The organism is Alteromonas sp. (assembly GCF_984505615.1).
On sequence record NZ_CFHOXV010000021.1, the window covers coordinates 1 to 15,256 of the forward strand.

Genomic DNA, 15,256 nt, shown 5'->3' on the forward strand with positions numbered 1-15,256 from the left:
TTGCCTAACTCTAAGACTAGCTTAGAGGTGAGGCGGACCATCTAATTAAACCGGCTTCAAAAAGCCGGTTTTTCAGTTCAGAACAAATTAGCGGTTCATTGCTAAGCTATTTTTAGCCTGAAGCGCGTCTCTGTGAGCTACGATATCGATTTGCATTTTTTCAGCATCGAAAGTCATTGTAGCAATGGCGTAGTCGCCAAAGTTTTCGCTCGCCTGCTCTGTTACTTGTTGTTGTGCATCGCGGTAACGAATGTTGTTGCTGATTTGATCAGTCATACATTGGTTATTCATTTCGAATGTTTTCGCATCCATACAATCGAAAAGCTGGCTTTCACCAGACTCCGCATGCGCAACACCAAACGACGTTAAGAGCGCGAGGCCAATAATTGTTTTACGCATGTGATTACTCCTGTGATACAGTGGATACTGTTATGGTAAAGCATACTGTATAAACGGTGATCAGTCAAATTCAGATCACATCAATATGACAGTAATGTGACACATTGAAATATTTCCGGATTTAATTGGAAGTAGCAGGGGAATCCCCCGGTGGTACTGAGTTCAGCTATCGCCTGAGAAGCCTGAAGAGCAGCGAAATCAGGCATCTGATAACATTATAGTCACAATGTGATAAACCCGCGTAAACGAAGATTAGCCGTTTCCAATCTTTTCAGAAGTGACAACCAGCCATTTCTCGTCATTATTTAGTATTAATCTGAATACCAAAAATAGCGAAAATATACGTAATTTATCGTGTCACACCGGGACGATGCTATTCATCGTCACTTTCATCATTTTTAGCAATCAGAAATGCTTTCAGATCATCAAAGGGCATAGGTTTGGCAAACAAAAAGCCCTGAGCCTCGTCGCAACCAAGCTTAATCATAAAGCTAGCCTGCTCTCGCTTCTCCACGCCCTCAGCAATAGTCACCAGACCAAGCTTGTTACCCAGTGTCACTATAGTCTCTGCAATGACTGCATTTTCGCCTGGCTTAATGTCTTTCACAAATGAGCGGTCGACTTTAAGCCGGTCCAGCGGCAGTTTTTGCAAATAACTCATGGAGGAGAAACCGGTACCGAAATCGTCAATTGCAATGGCAACGCCAAACTCTTTAAGCAGGGTCAGTGCGTCTATGACAATTTGCGGTTCATCCATCACCACGCTTTCAGTGATCTCCAGCTCCAGTCGTTTAGGTGAACAGCCATAGCGTGTCAGGGCGCTTTTGACCTTTTCAACAAACAGACGGTCCCTGAACTGAGGGATAGACACATTGACCGCTACGCGGATATCATCGAAACCACTGTCCGTCAGCTCTTTTATGCGCCGGCATGATTCTTCTACCACCCAGTGACCGATATCGACAATTAAACCGGAATACTCAGCCATTGGCACGAACTCGGCCGGCGAAATATATCCGCCCTTACCATCAGGCCAGCGTAGCAGGCCTTCAACACCGATGACCTTTTCACTGACCAGGTCCACCTGAGGCTGAAACCACAATTGCAACACCCGATCCTGAAAATCGGTGCGTAATTGCCTGATCATATTTAACTGGCGGGTTGTTCGCTGTTCAAACTCAGGCTGATAATACTCAAAGTTATCAGCCAGCTTTTTCTTCGCCCGGTTGAGGGCAATATTGGTTCTCTTCAGCGTATCGATACCAATGCTCTTGTCAGAGCCAATCCGGTAGAGACCGATGGTCACATTAACAGGTAAAGTATGGTCGCCGGCAGTGAAGCTTTCAGAGAACACAGCGTTTATCGCCTGCGGTGTGACTTGCAACTCAGAACCAATTAAACCGAAAACATCTCCCCCAATCCGGCTTTTAATCACCCGCTCGTCAAAACCCGCTTCCAGTCTTTCACCAATGGCCTTCAGCAGCATGTTGCCCGCTTCCTGACCCAACCCGTCGTTGATATCTGAAAAGTGATTCACATCCACCAGTGCCACGCACAGATCGGCGGCACCGGATACAGAGGGCCGGTCCAGCATATTGATAAATTCATTCCGGTTGGGCAACCGGGTCAGCCAGTCGCGGAAGGCTGCATTTCTTAATTCGTGGAAAAGGTTAACGTTCTCGTAGCCCACCGAGATACTGGAAAGAAATACCTCGAGCAGTTGCCGGTCGACCTGAGTCAGCTCTTTATTCATATTCATATAAACAGCCGCTTCAAAACCGGAACTGTTCAGATACAAAATAGAGCTGTGATTTTCAAGAATGTGTTTTTTAAGGCGTAAACTGCGATTGATATTCTCAACAATGGCAGGGTCTTCAATGGTTTCTACAGGCTCATTGATAAAGCTGGCAAAGTTACCCGCTGCACCGAGTATGTAGACACCATTGTCGTCTCTGTCGAGCACTGAGCCCGCCCGCGCGCACACCACACCTTCAGCTTCCAGTCCGAGCAAAGAACTGATTTGGGTTACGATTCCCTCACAGAACCCCTTCACTGAGTGTTCTTCCAGCAAGTTGGAAGCAGAGGCGATGATTTTCTGCAGGCCCAGACGGCTTTGGTTGATGGTCAGAATTTGCTGGTACGAGCGGACTGACGACAAAACGGTAGTCAGCAGCTTACTGCGGGTCAGCTCTGTTTTAGTTTTATAATCGTTGATGTCATAGGTGCGGATCACGTGCTCTTCCGGGGCGTACCCGGGCTGTCCTGTGCGGAGTATTATGCGGGGCTCGGGAAGATCAAGATTTTCACGGAGATATTGCACAACCTGCAAACCGGCATCATCGGTTTCCATCACCACATCCAGCAGGATAATAGCCACGTCCCTGCCATGTTCTTCAAGTAACGCTTTAGCCTGTTCACCGGAATAGGCGTGCATAAAGTTCAGCTTTCTGTCACTGACGATTAAATCTGCCAGCGCCAGTCTTGTAACTGTATGAATTTCCTCATCGTCATCGACAATAAGTACATTCCACACCTTGTGGATCTGAGGCTCTAACTCCGGATGTGCTTCTTCATCTAAGAAAATAAGCTCATCATTTTCATAACCAGCCGATGACATCGAATATCTATCCTTATATACCGCCTTATTTAATCGTACTCGCTGGTTGTCTTTTTGCAAGTTATTCGACAAGTTGCTTAACCTTTGCGGCGGGCGTACAGTACCAGCAGACTTTACAAGAACGCTATCTCTATGAAAGTAACGGATTCCGGTCAATCCCCCCCGGTTCAGCCGGCTGTCACGGTGAAAACTGAAAAGCCCGCCAGAACGCAGGCAGAACCCCGTAAAAGTAGCACGGCTTCACGCTCTGCCAGTGACAATGCGCAACGTATACAGTCGCTGTTTGCCCGTGCAGGCATAGGTCATAACATGATTCTGCCGGATGAAGCTGCCCGTCAGCAGGCGATAAAACGCAGAAATGATATTCTGGCGTTGTCGCGCATAAAAAACCTGCAAGCCATCATGGATGTTGCATTGAGTGTCAGCTTAACGGAGACCAGCAATGAACCGGTTGATCCCGACTGGTTTTATGCATTTTCCCGTCTGGCAGAGAATATTCACTCCCCCGCGATGCAGGGACTATGGGGAAAAATTTTTGCTGTTGAAGTCAGTAAGCCCGGCGCTTTTTCCCTGCGTACACTGGAAACACTAAAAGTGCTGACCCAACGGGATGCAGCAATGTTTACCAGAGCAGCCTCTTTGTCCTGCTTACGTCAGGGAGATACCGTGCCCCGCCTGATCACCGGTTATCACCGTAAGCCAGGTTTCTGGCGTTTATTTGGTCACCGTCAACCCGAGGCTGTAAACCTGGCTGCCTATGGTCTGAGTTATCCGGATCTGCTTGCCCTTATCGACATGAAACTCATATTCGCCAGCGAAATTGAAAGTGGTGAATTACCTGTATCTGAAAGTATTAAGTGGCGTTGCGGGAGTGACACATTCACAGTAACACCATCAGGTCAGGGACTTGCCTTTGTATACTATAAATTTACCAGTACCGGTGCAGAGCTTGCCAGGCTCATAAACAGACATAGTGCATCGGCATATGTGGATGCACTTAAGCAACGCCTCAGCCAGGCCTTTATTATTGAATAAACGGATAAATAAAAAAAAGGGCGGCATACCTGCTGGCAGCCGCCCTTCCTGATCAACTGTAAACAATCAGATACCGTCACCGAATTCGTGCAGACCACATTCCCGCTTTAATCCGAAGAAGCGTGTATCCTGCTCACTCATGCCCTCTTGCAGAGACTGAGTAGTATGCCAGTCACCAATGGAGACGTAGCCTTCTTCCCATAACGGGTGATACGGCAAATCGTTATCTTTCAGATAGTAGTGCAAATCTTTATTTGACCAGTCGATGATCGGATAAACCTTGAACTGATTGCCAACTTTCTGCAGTACGGGCAACTTTTCCCGGGTATCAGACTGACTTCTGCGCAAACCGGCAAACCATGTACCCGCACCGAGCTCTTTCAGCGCCCGTTGCATCGGTTCAACTTTGTTCATCCGGTTGTATTTCTCAATGCCTTCGACACCCTGTTCCCACAAACGGCCAAATCGGGCTTCCTGCCAGGCGGAGGTCATATCAGAACGATATACCTTAAGGTTCAGATTGAGCTTCTCTGTAAGCTCATCAATAAACTTATAGGTTTCCGGAAAAAGATAACCGGTATCCGTCAGAACCACGGGAATATCCGGCATTGCTTTAGTCAGCAAATGCAGCATCACCGCAGACTGTGCGCCAAAACTGGAAGACAAAATCGCGTTGCCGGGCAGCATTTTCAGTGCCCGGGCAATACGGCCAGCCGCATCCATGCCTTCCAGCTCTGCATTAATTGCTGCAATCTCCGCTGCACTGGTATCCAGTGACAGCGGTGATGTGGTGTCGATTAAGGTATCAGTCATAGAAATCTCTTGCTGAGTCAACAACAGGCGCAATGATGCCTGCTCTGACGACGTAGTCACCGAACGCTTCACCGCTTTCACGTTCTTTCGCCCAGCGACCAATCAATGTATCAAGTTCTGAGAAGATCTCATCTTCACTGATGTTCTCCTGATACATTTTCGGAATTCGCGTACCTTCACGGTTACCGCCCAGGTGCAGGTTATATTTACCCGGACCTTTACCCACCAGGCCAATTTCGGCCAGCATGGCGCGGCCACACCCGTTGGGACAACCTGTAATACGGAAGATAATGCTGTCATCTGCAACGCCATGTTGCGATAACAGCCCTTCCATGCGGTCAACCGCTTCCGGCAGATAACGCTCAGCTTCAGCCATCGCCAGCGGACAGGTTGGCAACGACACACAAGCCATGGAATCCAGCTTCTGGTTAGATGTGTCGTCTTCGATCAGCTTGTGATCGCGGGCGATTTTTTCAATCACAGCTTTCTGATCCGCCGGTACACCTGCAACAATCAGGTTCTGATTTGCGGTCATCCGGAAGTCGCCTTTGTGGATCTTCGCGATTTCCTTACAGCCGGTTTTCAGCGGACGACCCGGGAAGTCCAGAATACGGCCATTCTCAATGAACAGAGTCAGGTGGTATTTGCCATCGATACCTTCAACCCAGCCAAAGCTGTCACCACGGGTAGTAAATTCATACGGGCGGCTGTCAGCAAAGCTCACACCTGCACGTATTTCCACTTCCGCTTTGAAGTTTTCAACGCCTACACGCTCAAGGGTATATTTGGTTTTCGCGTTCTTACGGTTAACACGGTTACCCCAGTCACGCTGAGTCGTTACCACTGCTGCCGCTACATCCAGCGTATTCTCCAGCGGGATGAAACCAAAATCAGTCGCTTTACGGGGATACGTTGACTTATCACCGTGGGTCATAGCCAGACCACCGCCAACCAGAACATTAAAGCCCACCAGCTTGCCGTTTTCAGCAATAGCGACAAAGTTCAGATCGTTAGCGTGAACATCCACATCGTTTTGCGGGGGGATCACAACGGTAGTTTTGAACTTACGTGGCAGATAGTTATCACCCAGAATCGGCTCAACCGGCTTCTCAGTAGATTCAACTTTCTCACCATCCAGCCAGATCTCGGCATAAGCACGGGTTTTCGGTAACAGGTGCTCGGAAATCTTTTTCGCCCACTCATAAGCTTCTACGTGAAGCTGAGACTCTACCGGATTGGAAGTACACAGTACGTTACGGTTCACATCACCGGCAGTAGCAATAGAGTCAATACCGGTACTGTTCAGCGTCTGGTGCATCAGCTTGATATGCGGCTTCAGTACACCGTGAAACTGGAACGTCTGACGGGTAGTAAGACGAATACTGCCGTACATGGTGTGCTCTTCAGCAAACTTGTCGATAACCAGCCACTGCTCAGGAGAAATAATACCGCCGGGTAAACGGGCACGCAGCATCACGTTATGCAGCGGCTCAAGTTTCTGTTTTGCGCGCTCAGGACGAATGTCGCGGTCGTCCTGCTGGTACATACCGTGGAAGCGGATCAGCTGAAAGTTATCAGCCGTGAAGCCACCGGTGAGATCGTCTTTCAGATCCTGCTCTATGGTGCCACGTAAATTATTACTTTCACGCTTCAAACGTTCGTTGTCGGCCAGTTTGCCTTCAACAATAAAAGGAGACTTTTCGTTACTCATTAATAAACATCCTTCTGATAACGTTTCGCTTTGCGCATGGCAACTAAATACTCTTTGGCATCGTCTTCAGACTTGCCGCCGTGCTGCTGAATAATTGATAACAATGCAGCTTCAACATCTTTTGCCATGTGGGTTGCATCACCACACACATAGAAATGTGCGCCGGCTTCTAACCATTCGAATACGTCTTTACCGTTTTCGATCAGACGGTGTTGCACATAAATCTTTTCTTTCTGGTCACGGGAGAATGCCAGTGTGATCTTGTCAACCAGACCCGATTTCACGTAGCCCTGCCACTCAACCTGATACAAGAAATCCTGAGTAAAATTAGGATTGCCGAAGAACAACCAGTTCTTACCGTCTGCACCTTGTGCGTCACGCTCTTGCATAAAGGCGCGGAACGGCGCAATACCGGTGCCCGGCCCAACCATAATAACTGGCGTATCCGGGTTTTCTGGCAAACGGAAGTTGTCATTTTTCTCAATGTACACTTCCACTTCTGCGCCTTCTTCCAGACCTTCACAGAGGAAGCCGGATGCGCCGCCCTGATGGCGTTTGCCAAAGGCTTCATAATCAACATGAGCGATAGTCAGATGCACTTCGTCTTCCACTTCATCCTGACTGGAAGCAATGGAATATAAACGGGGCGTCAGCGGACGCAATGCATCAGCCAGTACCTGCGCATCAACCTTTGCAGGGTGTTCCCGTACGATATCGATGATCTGACGCTCAGCCAGATAAGTCCGTAACTGAGCAGGATCTTCGATCAGCGCAGCCAGAGCATCAGAGCCGGTAGCCTGCTGATAAGCCTTGACGAAAGTCGGATAACTCAGCGTCAGTTCCAGCTTCCCGGCGAGGGCATCTGCGATAGTCGTTGTAGCATCTGCCACTTTAACTTCTTCACTGCCGCTTAAGCCGGTGAGCGATAACATCTCTTCAACCAGTGCCGGAGCGTTTTTAAACCACACACCAAGCGCGTCACCAGCACGGTACTGAATACCGGAATCTTCCAGGCTGATTTCAACATGACGGATGTCTTTAACAGAATCGCGGCCGGTAATTTTTTGCGACTCGATAAGCGTTGCCGCAAAAGGCGCCTTTTTCGTGTAGGTCTGCTCTGCACTGCCGGCGACTGCCGAACCTGACTGAACAGCAACCGCAGCGCCTGCCGGGGCACCGGCGAAGTCGTCTTTCAACGCAGCAATTAATTGCTCACCCCAGCTCTTCGCTGACTCTTCGTAATCTACATCACAGTCCTGACGTGCAACAACAGCCGAACCGCCAAGCTTGCCTAAACGCTCATCAAAGTCTTTGCCTGTCTGACAGAAAAACTCGTAACTGCTGTCACCCAGACCCAGTACCGCATATTTCAGACCATCCAGCTTAGGTGCCTTTTTGCCACCTAAAAATTCGTGGAATTCCACTGCATCATCAGGGGCATCACCTTCACCGTGTGTGCTGACAAAAACAGCCAAGTGGGTTTCAGCTTTAATCTGGCGGGGCTTGTAATCAGCCATGCTAATCAGTTTGCTGGTATACCCGGCGGCTTCGGCCTGCGCCTGAAACTGCTGGGCAACACCTTTTGCATTACCCGTTTGCGAGCCATAGAGAATGGTGAGCACCGGGGCATTGCCCGCTGCCGCCGCCGGCGCTGCTAACTGAGGTGCAACAGCACCACCCTGCGCGGCTGCCATTCCTGCTGCGTAACCACTTACCCAGGTAAGCTGATCACGGTTTAAGCCTGCAATGGCCTGCGTGATCGCATTCCATTGTTGCTCATTGAGCACCGCACCGGGTGCCTGATTTTGATTCGAATTCGCTGACATAACTCATAAGCCTTATTGAGATAGCGTAAAGGTATCGACTTTTTTTGAGAAGAGAAAAGAATAAATCACACTTTTTTATGCTCTAAAGTTTTTAAAAAGCACTCTTGAAATGTGATCACCTTCTAAAAGACAACTGCCGCAAGCAATGCTTACGGCAGTTTTACGATCGCAGATTAGTCCGGCGGTTTTATCTGACCAGCCGGTCAGCGGGATCAGAAGTGGATTTCAATACCCGCAAACGGACCATCCCAGCTCATATCAGCATAGGCACCGTCAAGATCATCCAGATCCACTTCCACATTCCGGTAACCAGCCTGAATAGTCATGTCTACTGCCAGGCTTTCAATAAAGGAATACGTCAGCGCAATCTGATAGTCACTGAAGGTATGATCGCCAACCGACAGATAATTCCCTTCTGCATAAGCGCCCAGACCGGTAAACGGCAGGCCTACAGCAACCCGTGAATAAGCCATGGGGATAACACCGGAAAAAGGCAGCTCGCCGCTGGTCTGTGTATCAGCATCATTGACAAACAATGTACCGTCGATGTATTTACCTGTCAGACCCAAATCAAAACTGACCAGGTCGTTGTCAAACAGCTCGTAATACAGTGTCAGATCGGTGGTGGACATTTCTACCTGCGTATAAATATCGCTACCGGTGGTATACAAGTCGCCATCAAAGGTGAAACTGGTTTGTAGCGCAGTGGTGCCATCCGAGTCCAGCGTAGTGTAGTTCACCTTCACGTTTGGCAAAAACGGTACCGGATGTTCAACAGCGATATATAAGGAAGAGTTCGCCTGACTGTCAAAGTTGAAGTCAGCCATCGTGCTGTCATTGGAAAATGTGCCGTCGTCAGCGAAGCCGCCTGACGTACTTGTGCGCCATCCCTGACCACCGAGATAAAGACCGGCCAGTGTGTCTGCCATTACAGGCGATGCAGATAAAGCTGCAGCGGTTGCTACTGCCATAATGCATTTTTTCATGAATTATCCTTGATTGAGAAGTTCAGTCAGTTCGATTAGTGCTGCATTAGCACGGGAAATATAATTCGCCATTACCAGAGAATGGTTCGCCATCATACCGAAACCATCCCCGTTTAAAATCATCGGACTCCACACTGTTTGTTGTGTAGCTTCCAGTTCACGGATAATTTGACGCAAACTGACCAGCGCGTTTTTGTCTTCCAGTACATCCGCAAACTCAATTTCCACCGCTTTTAAGAAGTGTAGCATTGCCCAGGTAGCACCGCGGGCCTCATAGAAATTATCGTCCAGCTTCCACCAGCTGGTTTTCACCACTTTTTCATTTACAGTCGGGGTAGATTGTCTGGCATTTTTATCACCGGCAAGGTCTGTATTCATCCGCGACGAACCTACACTGGCGCTCAGACGCTGTGAGTAAGACCCCAGACGTTTTTCAACTTGTTTCAACCAGTCCCGCAGGTTATCGGCGCGGGTATAGAACTGACCGTCGCCGCGGGTCGGGTCTACCAGTTCTGCTCTGTAGGCTTTTAATGCCTTAATACCGTTTCGGTAAGATGACTCTGCAGACGGTAACGCCCAGCTCCGGCTGTTTACGTTAAATTCCGGCTGTGCTTTTGTCAGATTCGGGCTTTCAATAGACTGGGACTGAGAACGGCTGAAATCTTTGCGCATGGACAACGACAAATCACGGATCATTTCCAGCGCACCATATTCCCAGGCAGGCATATTGTCTAAAAAGAGACCGGGAGGCATGACATCATTTGACAGATACCCGCCTGGCTTATCCAGCATATGTTCAGTAACCAAAATCAACGTGGTCGTTACAGTGTATCCGGGCACTTCAGTTTGAGTGGGGTTTTCTGCCGTTGCAGCGACAGACTGTCTTACATCAAATGTGTCAGGCTCGACACTCCAATACACGCCAATTAACCAAAAGAGTAAAAACAGGATCAGCACGGTTGCTGAAATCGTTTTGGTGTTTAAGTATTGTTTAATGCTCAACGTTAATATCCTTTTCTAATGACAAAATGGGCGTTGTAAACGCCCATTTATTACCATGTACCTGCACTTTAGCATCATGACGGCGAATTTTCGCCTTAATTTACTTCGCTTTTCCATCACTTAATGATTCGGATACACCGTTCGGGATTGACGGGGACGGCGGAACAGCCAGATGACAGCTGCCACCACTAACACCGGCCAAAGTGCACTCAGCCCCATCACCAGCAGTGCTGCTACACAGGCAAAGACTGCCAGTGCCAGCGTTCCGAACACACTCAGTGCGACAATGAACCCGATTGCAACAAACACCAGACCCACCGCCGATGCTGCGGCAAAATTTTCTAACGGTGACAACATATCGTCACCCATCATCAAATGAATACCCCACCAGTCGTTAAACAGATTGCCAAAGGCGTAAACTAGGATCAGTGCAATGATGACAGCCATAAATGCATTTTTCATTACGCCCACCTTGGTAACAGAAATGTTGCTGCGATATAAGCTATTAATACCGGCACATGAAACAGGATCAATCCGGCAACAGCGGCGACTCTTACCCAGGTCGCATCCACATCAAGGTATTTTGCCAGGCCTGCACAGACGCCACTTATCACGCCGTTGCTGGTATCGCGGTAGATTCGTTTATCAGTTTGCGGAAATTTCATCATATTCTCCTGTATGGCCGGTACGCGCCACCCGGCGCGTAGCCGTATCAATTTCAGTTATCGTTCAGGCAGCGCGTTTTTTCTTCATGGCTGCCAGTTCAGCATCTATGGCATCGCTGGTTTCCAGCGCTTTAAACTGAGCTTCCAGAGACTGCCCGCAGCCATCGGTGACATCATAGGCATCAACCTGCGCTTCCAGGTGCTCAATACGCTGTTCGTAGCTGTCGAAACGCGCCATTGCCGATTCAATTTGCTCGCTGTGAGTCACACTGCGGGCTTTCAGACGCACGCCGGCATTCTGTTTTCTTGCCACCAGACTCTTTTGCTTCTGACGGGCTTCAGCCAGTTTTGCGTGCAGACGACCGGTGTCCTCCTGAATACCGCTTAACATTTCAGTTAACTGCACTTTTTGAGATTCAATGGCTGCCAGCTTGTCGCTGAAAGCGTTTTTCTGTACCAGCGCTGCCCGCGCCAGATCGTCCTTGCCTTTATCCATCGCCAGCTCAGCTTTTGCTATCCAGCCGTCAACATCCTTCTGAAGCTTTTCAGCCTGACGATCGAGATACTTTTCTTCAGCCAGATACTTCGCTGCCACGGAACGCATTTCCGCCAGCGTTTCTTCCATTTCCTGAATTATCAGGCGAATGACCTTCTCAGGATCTTCCGCCTTATCTAACATGGCATTGATGTTCGCCTGCACGATATCTGACATTCTTGAAAACATACCCATTGTGTTTCTCCTTTAACTGTCTTGTTTGTTCGGTTACACAATAGTTATTACAATGCCCGTGCCAGATATTTAAATCTTTGTTTTTAAATATATTTTATCATTTCAGGAGAAATTAAAGAGGTGCTCAGCGGAGTCGTATATAAATATTTAGTCATTTTGACCAGCCAGATTGGTTAAAATGACGATCTTCAAAATTCGATTTTCAATTGCACATAAAAAAACAGGCAACCGTTTAAGATTGCCTGCAACTTCGTACTGATAATGTTTGATGCTGAATTCGCATCTTACAGCAAGCCATAAGCTTACTCTTCTTCAGATTCAGCGTGTTCAGATTTTGATTGTGTCCCGCTTGCAGCAAGATCAGTCACACTCACTGATCCCGTCTTTGTTTCATCCGACACACTGAAGTTATACGTTGCGTTAGCAACAGACTGGCGTACGCTGTTACTGATTTCTTCGCCCGCCATAGACACGGCCTGATCAATCATGCGGCCAAGGAACGATTCAACAGCACTTTCCTGCGCCATCGCCTGTGAACTTAACATCGCAGCAGTTAATACAAGGCTGGTTAATAGTGTTTTCGCTTTCATGGTGTTTCCCTCTGGTAATGTTTTAAATAAAGCCGTACTTACTGCGACGACAAGTTACCTGAGAGATAGCGAGAGACGTGCCAACCTCTAAAAAATTTTTATACCATTGATTTATTTAATATTTAAAGTCCCTCCCCGGAAAACCCGGAAAGTTCAAAAAACGAACAACACTACAAGTTAGCGAAATAAACCACCCACGTTGGTCTATTCCGCTACCCGTTCTGACAGAGATTCAATATCTCTGTCACCCGGGCTTATTGTTGGAAACCGGTTTATGCGATTCGCTTACCGGTCATATTCTGAAGCATGTCAGGATGGCTTTTTAAATATGCCGGGCGCTGGCGAAGACGGGAGATATAAGCCTGCTCCTTAAGAGACGGAGTAAACCACCCCACTTTAGATGCAAAGTCCAGCAAACCGCCAAAGATCACATCAGCCGCAGTAAATTGCTTACCGGTTGCCCAGTCAGAACCCGGCGTTAATGTTTCAATAGTATCAATGATCCTCGGCATATCCCCCCAGCCGGCCATGGAAGCATCTGGATACTCAATATTTGCAGCGGCCAGCGTAAACGCCGGTTCAATAGCGCTGCCTGAAATAAACAGGATCCGGTAATACAATCCGCGCTCAGCAGACCCGGCCGCCGGCGCCATATCCTTCTGCGGATATTTATCCGCCAGGTAAGCGCAAATAGCAGCGGTTTCTGTAACAACAGTATCGCCATCAACCAGTACAGGCAGTTTCTTCATCGGATTGATACGGTGCAGCTCATCCAGTTGCGAATTCTGTATGCCAAAATCAATACAAACCCGCTCGTGCTCAACGTCCAGTTCTGCAAGCATCCAGTCAGTCATGGCACTTCTGCTTCTTGGATTATAAAAATGTTTCATGATTTACCTTCCCTATAATGTGATTACACGGCTACCAAACTCTGGCCTTATTACGCGGCCTGAAGGCCCCGCACTCGCCATACCGGAAAGTGTATGGATAATTGTGCCGTTAAATGGCATATTAAAAAATATGACGAATAAAAGCTTCACAAACCGGACTGACAGGCGGAGCCGCCTGATTGGCTTATTGCAGTCTGAGGAATACTGGAAAACCGCAGACTTACGGGAACAATTGGGGATAAGTCAGCGCACGCTTATGCGGGAGCTGGCAGAACTCAGGGAGGCGGGTTATCCGGTGGAATCCGACCGCGGACGGGGCGGCGGAATACGGTTGTCTGGTCGCTGGGGCATAGACAGGCTGAATCTGACTCACCGTGAAGTCATTGAACTTATTCTCGCGCTGGCCATTATGGAGAACCTTCAGTCGCCATTGCTCACAGGAAATTTAAAACACATAAAACAAAAGCTGTTTCAGGCGTTTCCACAAAAGCAGCGTCATGTGGTCAGTGATATCCGCAAAAGAATTATGGTGGGAAACAACGCAGCAGCTAATATTGCGACGCATTATGGTGCACCGGCGCCTGACATGTCGGAAGAAATAGCAGAAGCGTTCCTGGGTCGTCACCTACTGGAAATCGACTATCAGGCTGAAAGCAGCGACATGACCAGGCGGGTTATTGAAATCCACTACGTTCTGCTGAACTGGCCAATCTGGTACATCATCGCCTGGGATCATTTAAGGGATGCCACCCGTGTATTCCGCATCGACCGGATAAAACGGGCCGGCATTGTAAAAGGTCATTTCAGGCCCCGACCGAAGGATACCTTCACGACCATTTACGCGCCGTTTTTTAAAACCATTTAGTACTACTATTCCGTAACACGGGAATCGTTGAAAGCTTTCGCATTGGCCTGCGCCAGCTCTACCTGCTCCAGCGCATTTATCAGAAGATTAGGATCACGCTCTTTTCCCGTGCCATTCTGGCTTAAATATCGACGCCAGATGCGCCCGCCTGCCTGCCCCTGGTATAGACCCAGCATATGACGGGCAACGTGCCAGGGTTTAAACCACTCATCGGTTTGACGTTCAATGTACTGCTGCATAATGTGAACAATTTCGCTGCGGGATTTCACCTGTGCATCATCGCCAAAAACCAGCTTATCAACCGACGAAAGCAAATAGGGATTCGAATAGGCTTCCCGCCCCATCATCACGCCATCCACTTTGTTTAAGTGATCCAGAGTATCGCCCAGGGTTTTCACTCCGCCGTTAATGCTGATATTCAGATTGGGGTGTGTTTCTTTAAGCTGGTAAACACGGGGATAATTCAGCGGCGGAATTTCACGGTTTTCCTTGGGGCTCAATCCCTGTAGCCAGGCTTTACGGGCGTGCACAATAAAGGTATCGCACCCTGCATCTGCAACAATATCAACAAACCGGGCAAAGCCTTCGTATTCGTCCATATCGTCTATACCAATACGGCATTTAACCGTTACCGGAATATCCACTGCAGCCTGCATGGCTTTTACGCAATCTGCCACCACTTCAGGTTGCGCCATCAGGCACGCGCCGAACGCGCCGTTCTTAACCCGGTCAGACGGACAGCCTACGTTGATATTGACCTCATCATAGCCACGTGCCTGCGCCATTTCAGAACACCGTGCCATATCGGAAGGATCACACCCGCCCAGTTGCAGCGCCACCGGATGCTCTTCTTCGTTAAACGCAAGATAGTCGCCTTTACCGTAGATCAAAGCACCGGTAGTGACCATCTCGGTGTACAGCAAGCTGTGTTTTGAGATCTGACGCAGGAAGTACCTGCAATGTTGATCAGTCCAATCGAGCATTGGAGCAATTGAAAACCGGCGGTGAGTAGATAGCATAGAAAAACCTGTAATCTTTTAACGAATATAGAACTGGTTTTTCAGCGGTCCTGCACTCCAAACCATAACTAAGCCCTTTGCTAACTCAAAGGTTCTCACGGAGAACCT

The 15,256-nt window shown here is 48.6% G+C and carries 15 protein-coding genes; 2 read left to right on the plus strand and 13 right to left on the minus strand.

Annotated features, from left to right (window positions below; all coding sequences use genetic code 11):
* Positions 1-87: 87 nt before the first annotated feature.
* Together AC4PME_RS12295 and AC4PME_RS12300 are read right to left on the minus strand one after the other, a co-directional pair.
* A complete protein-coding gene (locus AC4PME_RS12295) occupies positions 88-399 on the minus strand; it encodes a pyridine nucleotide transhydrogenase (RefSeq protein ID WP_119502505.1) in 312 nt (103 codons plus the stop codon).
* Between the two features lie 373 nt (positions 400-772).
* The gene (locus AC4PME_RS12300) at positions 773-3,016 is read right to left on the minus strand and encodes an EAL domain-containing protein (RefSeq protein ID WP_491046511.1); all 2,244 of its coding nucleotides are present in this window, start codon (positions 3,014-3,016) and stop codon (positions 773-775) included.
* A gap of 132 nt (positions 3,017-3,148) precedes the next feature.
* Between AC4PME_RS12300 and AC4PME_RS12305 the strand changes: the two genes are divergently transcribed.
* Positions 3,149-4,051: a TIGR03899 family protein gene (locus AC4PME_RS12305; RefSeq protein ID WP_491046510.1), complete on the plus strand. Its 903-nt coding sequence runs from the start codon at positions 3,149-3,151 to the stop codon at positions 4,049-4,051.
* Between the two features lie 66 nt (positions 4,052-4,117).
* Here AC4PME_RS12305 and AC4PME_RS12310 read toward each other — a convergent pair whose 3' ends face one another.
* The 10 genes from AC4PME_RS12310 to AC4PME_RS12355 form a co-directional block, all read right to left on the minus strand.
* Entirely contained in the window at positions 4,118-4,864 is a 747-nt protein-coding gene (locus AC4PME_RS12310; RefSeq protein ID WP_119502508.1) for a phosphoadenylyl-sulfate reductase, read from the minus strand.
* Positions 4,857-6,575, minus strand: coding sequence for an assimilatory sulfite reductase (NADPH) hemoprotein subunit (gene cysI, locus AC4PME_RS12315; RefSeq protein ID WP_491046509.1), 1,719 nt, complete (start codon positions 6,573-6,575; stop codon positions 4,857-4,859). Before cysI ends, AC4PME_RS12310 begins: the two co-directional genes overlap by 8 nt.
* Positions 6,575-8,401, minus strand: a complete 1,827-nt coding sequence (locus tag AC4PME_RS12320; protein ID WP_491046508.1) for an assimilatory sulfite reductase (NADPH) flavoprotein subunit — start codon at positions 8,399-8,401, stop codon at positions 6,575-6,577. The genes cysI and AC4PME_RS12320 overlap by 1 nt, the downstream gene beginning before the upstream one ends.
* A 212-nt stretch (positions 8,402-8,613) precedes the next feature.
* Positions 8,614-9,387, minus strand: a complete 774-nt coding sequence (locus AC4PME_RS12325; protein WP_119502511.1) for a TIGR04219 family outer membrane beta-barrel protein — start codon at positions 9,385-9,387, stop codon at positions 8,614-8,616.
* Positions 9,388-9,390: 3 nt separating this feature from the next.
* Positions 9,391-10,383 carry a DUF2333 family protein gene (locus AC4PME_RS12330; RefSeq protein WP_491046512.1) on the minus strand — a complete coding sequence of 331 codons (993 nt, stop codon included), beginning with the start codon at positions 10,381-10,383 and terminating at the stop codon, positions 9,391-9,393.
* Positions 10,384-10,509: 126 nt separating this feature from the next.
* Entirely contained in the window at positions 10,510-10,851 is a 342-nt protein-coding gene (locus AC4PME_RS12335) for a hypothetical protein (RefSeq protein ID WP_119502512.1), read from the minus strand.
* Positions 10,851-11,054, minus strand: coding sequence for a PspC domain-containing protein (locus tag AC4PME_RS12340; RefSeq protein ID WP_119502513.1), 204 nt, complete (start codon positions 11,052-11,054; stop codon positions 10,851-10,853). The genes AC4PME_RS12335 and AC4PME_RS12340 overlap by 1 nt, the downstream gene beginning before the upstream one ends.
* Before the next feature lie 64 nt (positions 11,055-11,118).
* Entirely contained in the window at positions 11,119-11,784 is a 666-nt protein-coding gene (gene pspA, locus AC4PME_RS12345; protein ID WP_491046507.1) for a phage shock protein PspA, read from the minus strand.
* Positions 11,785-12,086: 302 nt separating this feature from the next.
* Positions 12,087-12,374 carry a hypothetical protein gene (locus AC4PME_RS12350; RefSeq protein WP_491046506.1) on the minus strand — a complete coding sequence of 96 codons (288 nt, stop codon included), beginning with the start codon at positions 12,372-12,374 and terminating at the stop codon, positions 12,087-12,089.
* Between the two features lie 272 nt (positions 12,375-12,646).
* Positions 12,647-13,264: a glutathione S-transferase family protein gene (locus tag AC4PME_RS12355; RefSeq protein WP_491046505.1), complete on the minus strand. Its 618-nt coding sequence runs from the start codon at positions 13,262-13,264 to the stop codon at positions 12,647-12,649.
* A gap of 130 nt (positions 13,265-13,394) precedes the next feature.
* Here AC4PME_RS12355 and AC4PME_RS12360 point away from each other — a divergent pair, with 130 nt between their 5' ends.
* Positions 13,395-14,129, plus strand: coding sequence for a helix-turn-helix transcriptional regulator (locus tag AC4PME_RS12360; RefSeq protein ID WP_491046504.1), 735 nt, complete (start codon positions 13,395-13,397; stop codon positions 14,127-14,129).
* Between the two features lie 5 nt (positions 14,130-14,134).
* Here the strand turns inward: AC4PME_RS12360 and dusA are convergent, their stop codons facing one another.
* The gene (dusA, locus tag AC4PME_RS12365) at positions 14,135-15,148 is read right to left on the minus strand and encodes a tRNA dihydrouridine(20/20a) synthase DusA (RefSeq protein WP_491046503.1); all 1,014 of its coding nucleotides are present in this window, start codon (positions 15,146-15,148) and stop codon (positions 14,135-14,137) included.
* Between the last annotated feature and the right edge of the window lie 108 nt (positions 15,149-15,256).

Bases quoted from the DNA above. Each gene is read 5' to 3' on its own strand.
- AC4PME_RS12295 (WP_119502505.1), bottom strand. From the start codon at position 399: ATGCGTAAAACAATTATTGGCCTCGCGCTCTTAACGTCGTTTGGTGTT.
- AC4PME_RS12300 (WP_491046511.1), bottom strand. From the start codon at position 3,016: ATGTCATCGGCTGGTTATGAAAATGATGAGCTTATTTTCTTAGATGAA.
- AC4PME_RS12305 (WP_491046510.1), top strand. From the start codon at position 3,149: ATGAAAGTAACGGATTCCGGTCAATCCCCCCCGGTTCAGCCGGCTGTC.
- AC4PME_RS12310 (WP_119502508.1), bottom strand. From the start codon at position 4,864: ATGACTGATACCTTAATCGACACCACATCACCGCTGTCACTGGATACC.
- cysI (WP_491046509.1), bottom strand. From the start codon at position 6,575: ATGAGTAACGAAAAGTCTCCTTTTATTGTTGAAGGCAAACTGGCCGAC.
- AC4PME_RS12320 (WP_491046508.1), bottom strand. From the start codon at position 8,401: ATGTCAGCGAATTCGAATCAAAATCAGGCACCCGGTGCGGTGCTCAAT.
- AC4PME_RS12325 (WP_119502511.1), bottom strand. From the start codon at position 9,387: ATGAAAAAATGCATTATGGCAGTAGCAACCGCTGCAGCTTTATCTGCA.
- AC4PME_RS12335 (WP_119502512.1), bottom strand. From the start codon at position 10,851: ATGAAAAATGCATTTATGGCTGTCATCATTGCACTGATCCTAGTTTAC.
- AC4PME_RS12340 (WP_119502513.1), bottom strand. From the start codon at position 11,054: ATGAAATTTCCGCAAACTGATAAACGAATCTACCGCGATACCAGCAAC.
- pspA (WP_491046507.1), bottom strand. From the start codon at position 11,784: ATGGGTATGTTTTCAAGAATGTCAGATATCGTGCAGGCGAACATCAAT.
- AC4PME_RS12350 (WP_491046506.1), bottom strand. From the start codon at position 12,374: ATGAAAGCGAAAACACTATTAACCAGCCTTGTATTAACTGCTGCGATG.
- AC4PME_RS12355 (WP_491046505.1), bottom strand. From the start codon at position 13,264: ATGAAACATTTTTATAATCCAAGAAGCAGAAGTGCCATGACTGACTGG.
- AC4PME_RS12360 (WP_491046504.1), top strand. From the start codon at position 13,395: ATGACGAATAAAAGCTTCACAAACCGGACTGACAGGCGGAGCCGCCTG.
- dusA (WP_491046503.1), bottom strand. From the start codon at position 15,148: ATGCTATCTACTCACCGCCGGTTTTCAATTGCTCCAATGCTCGATTGG.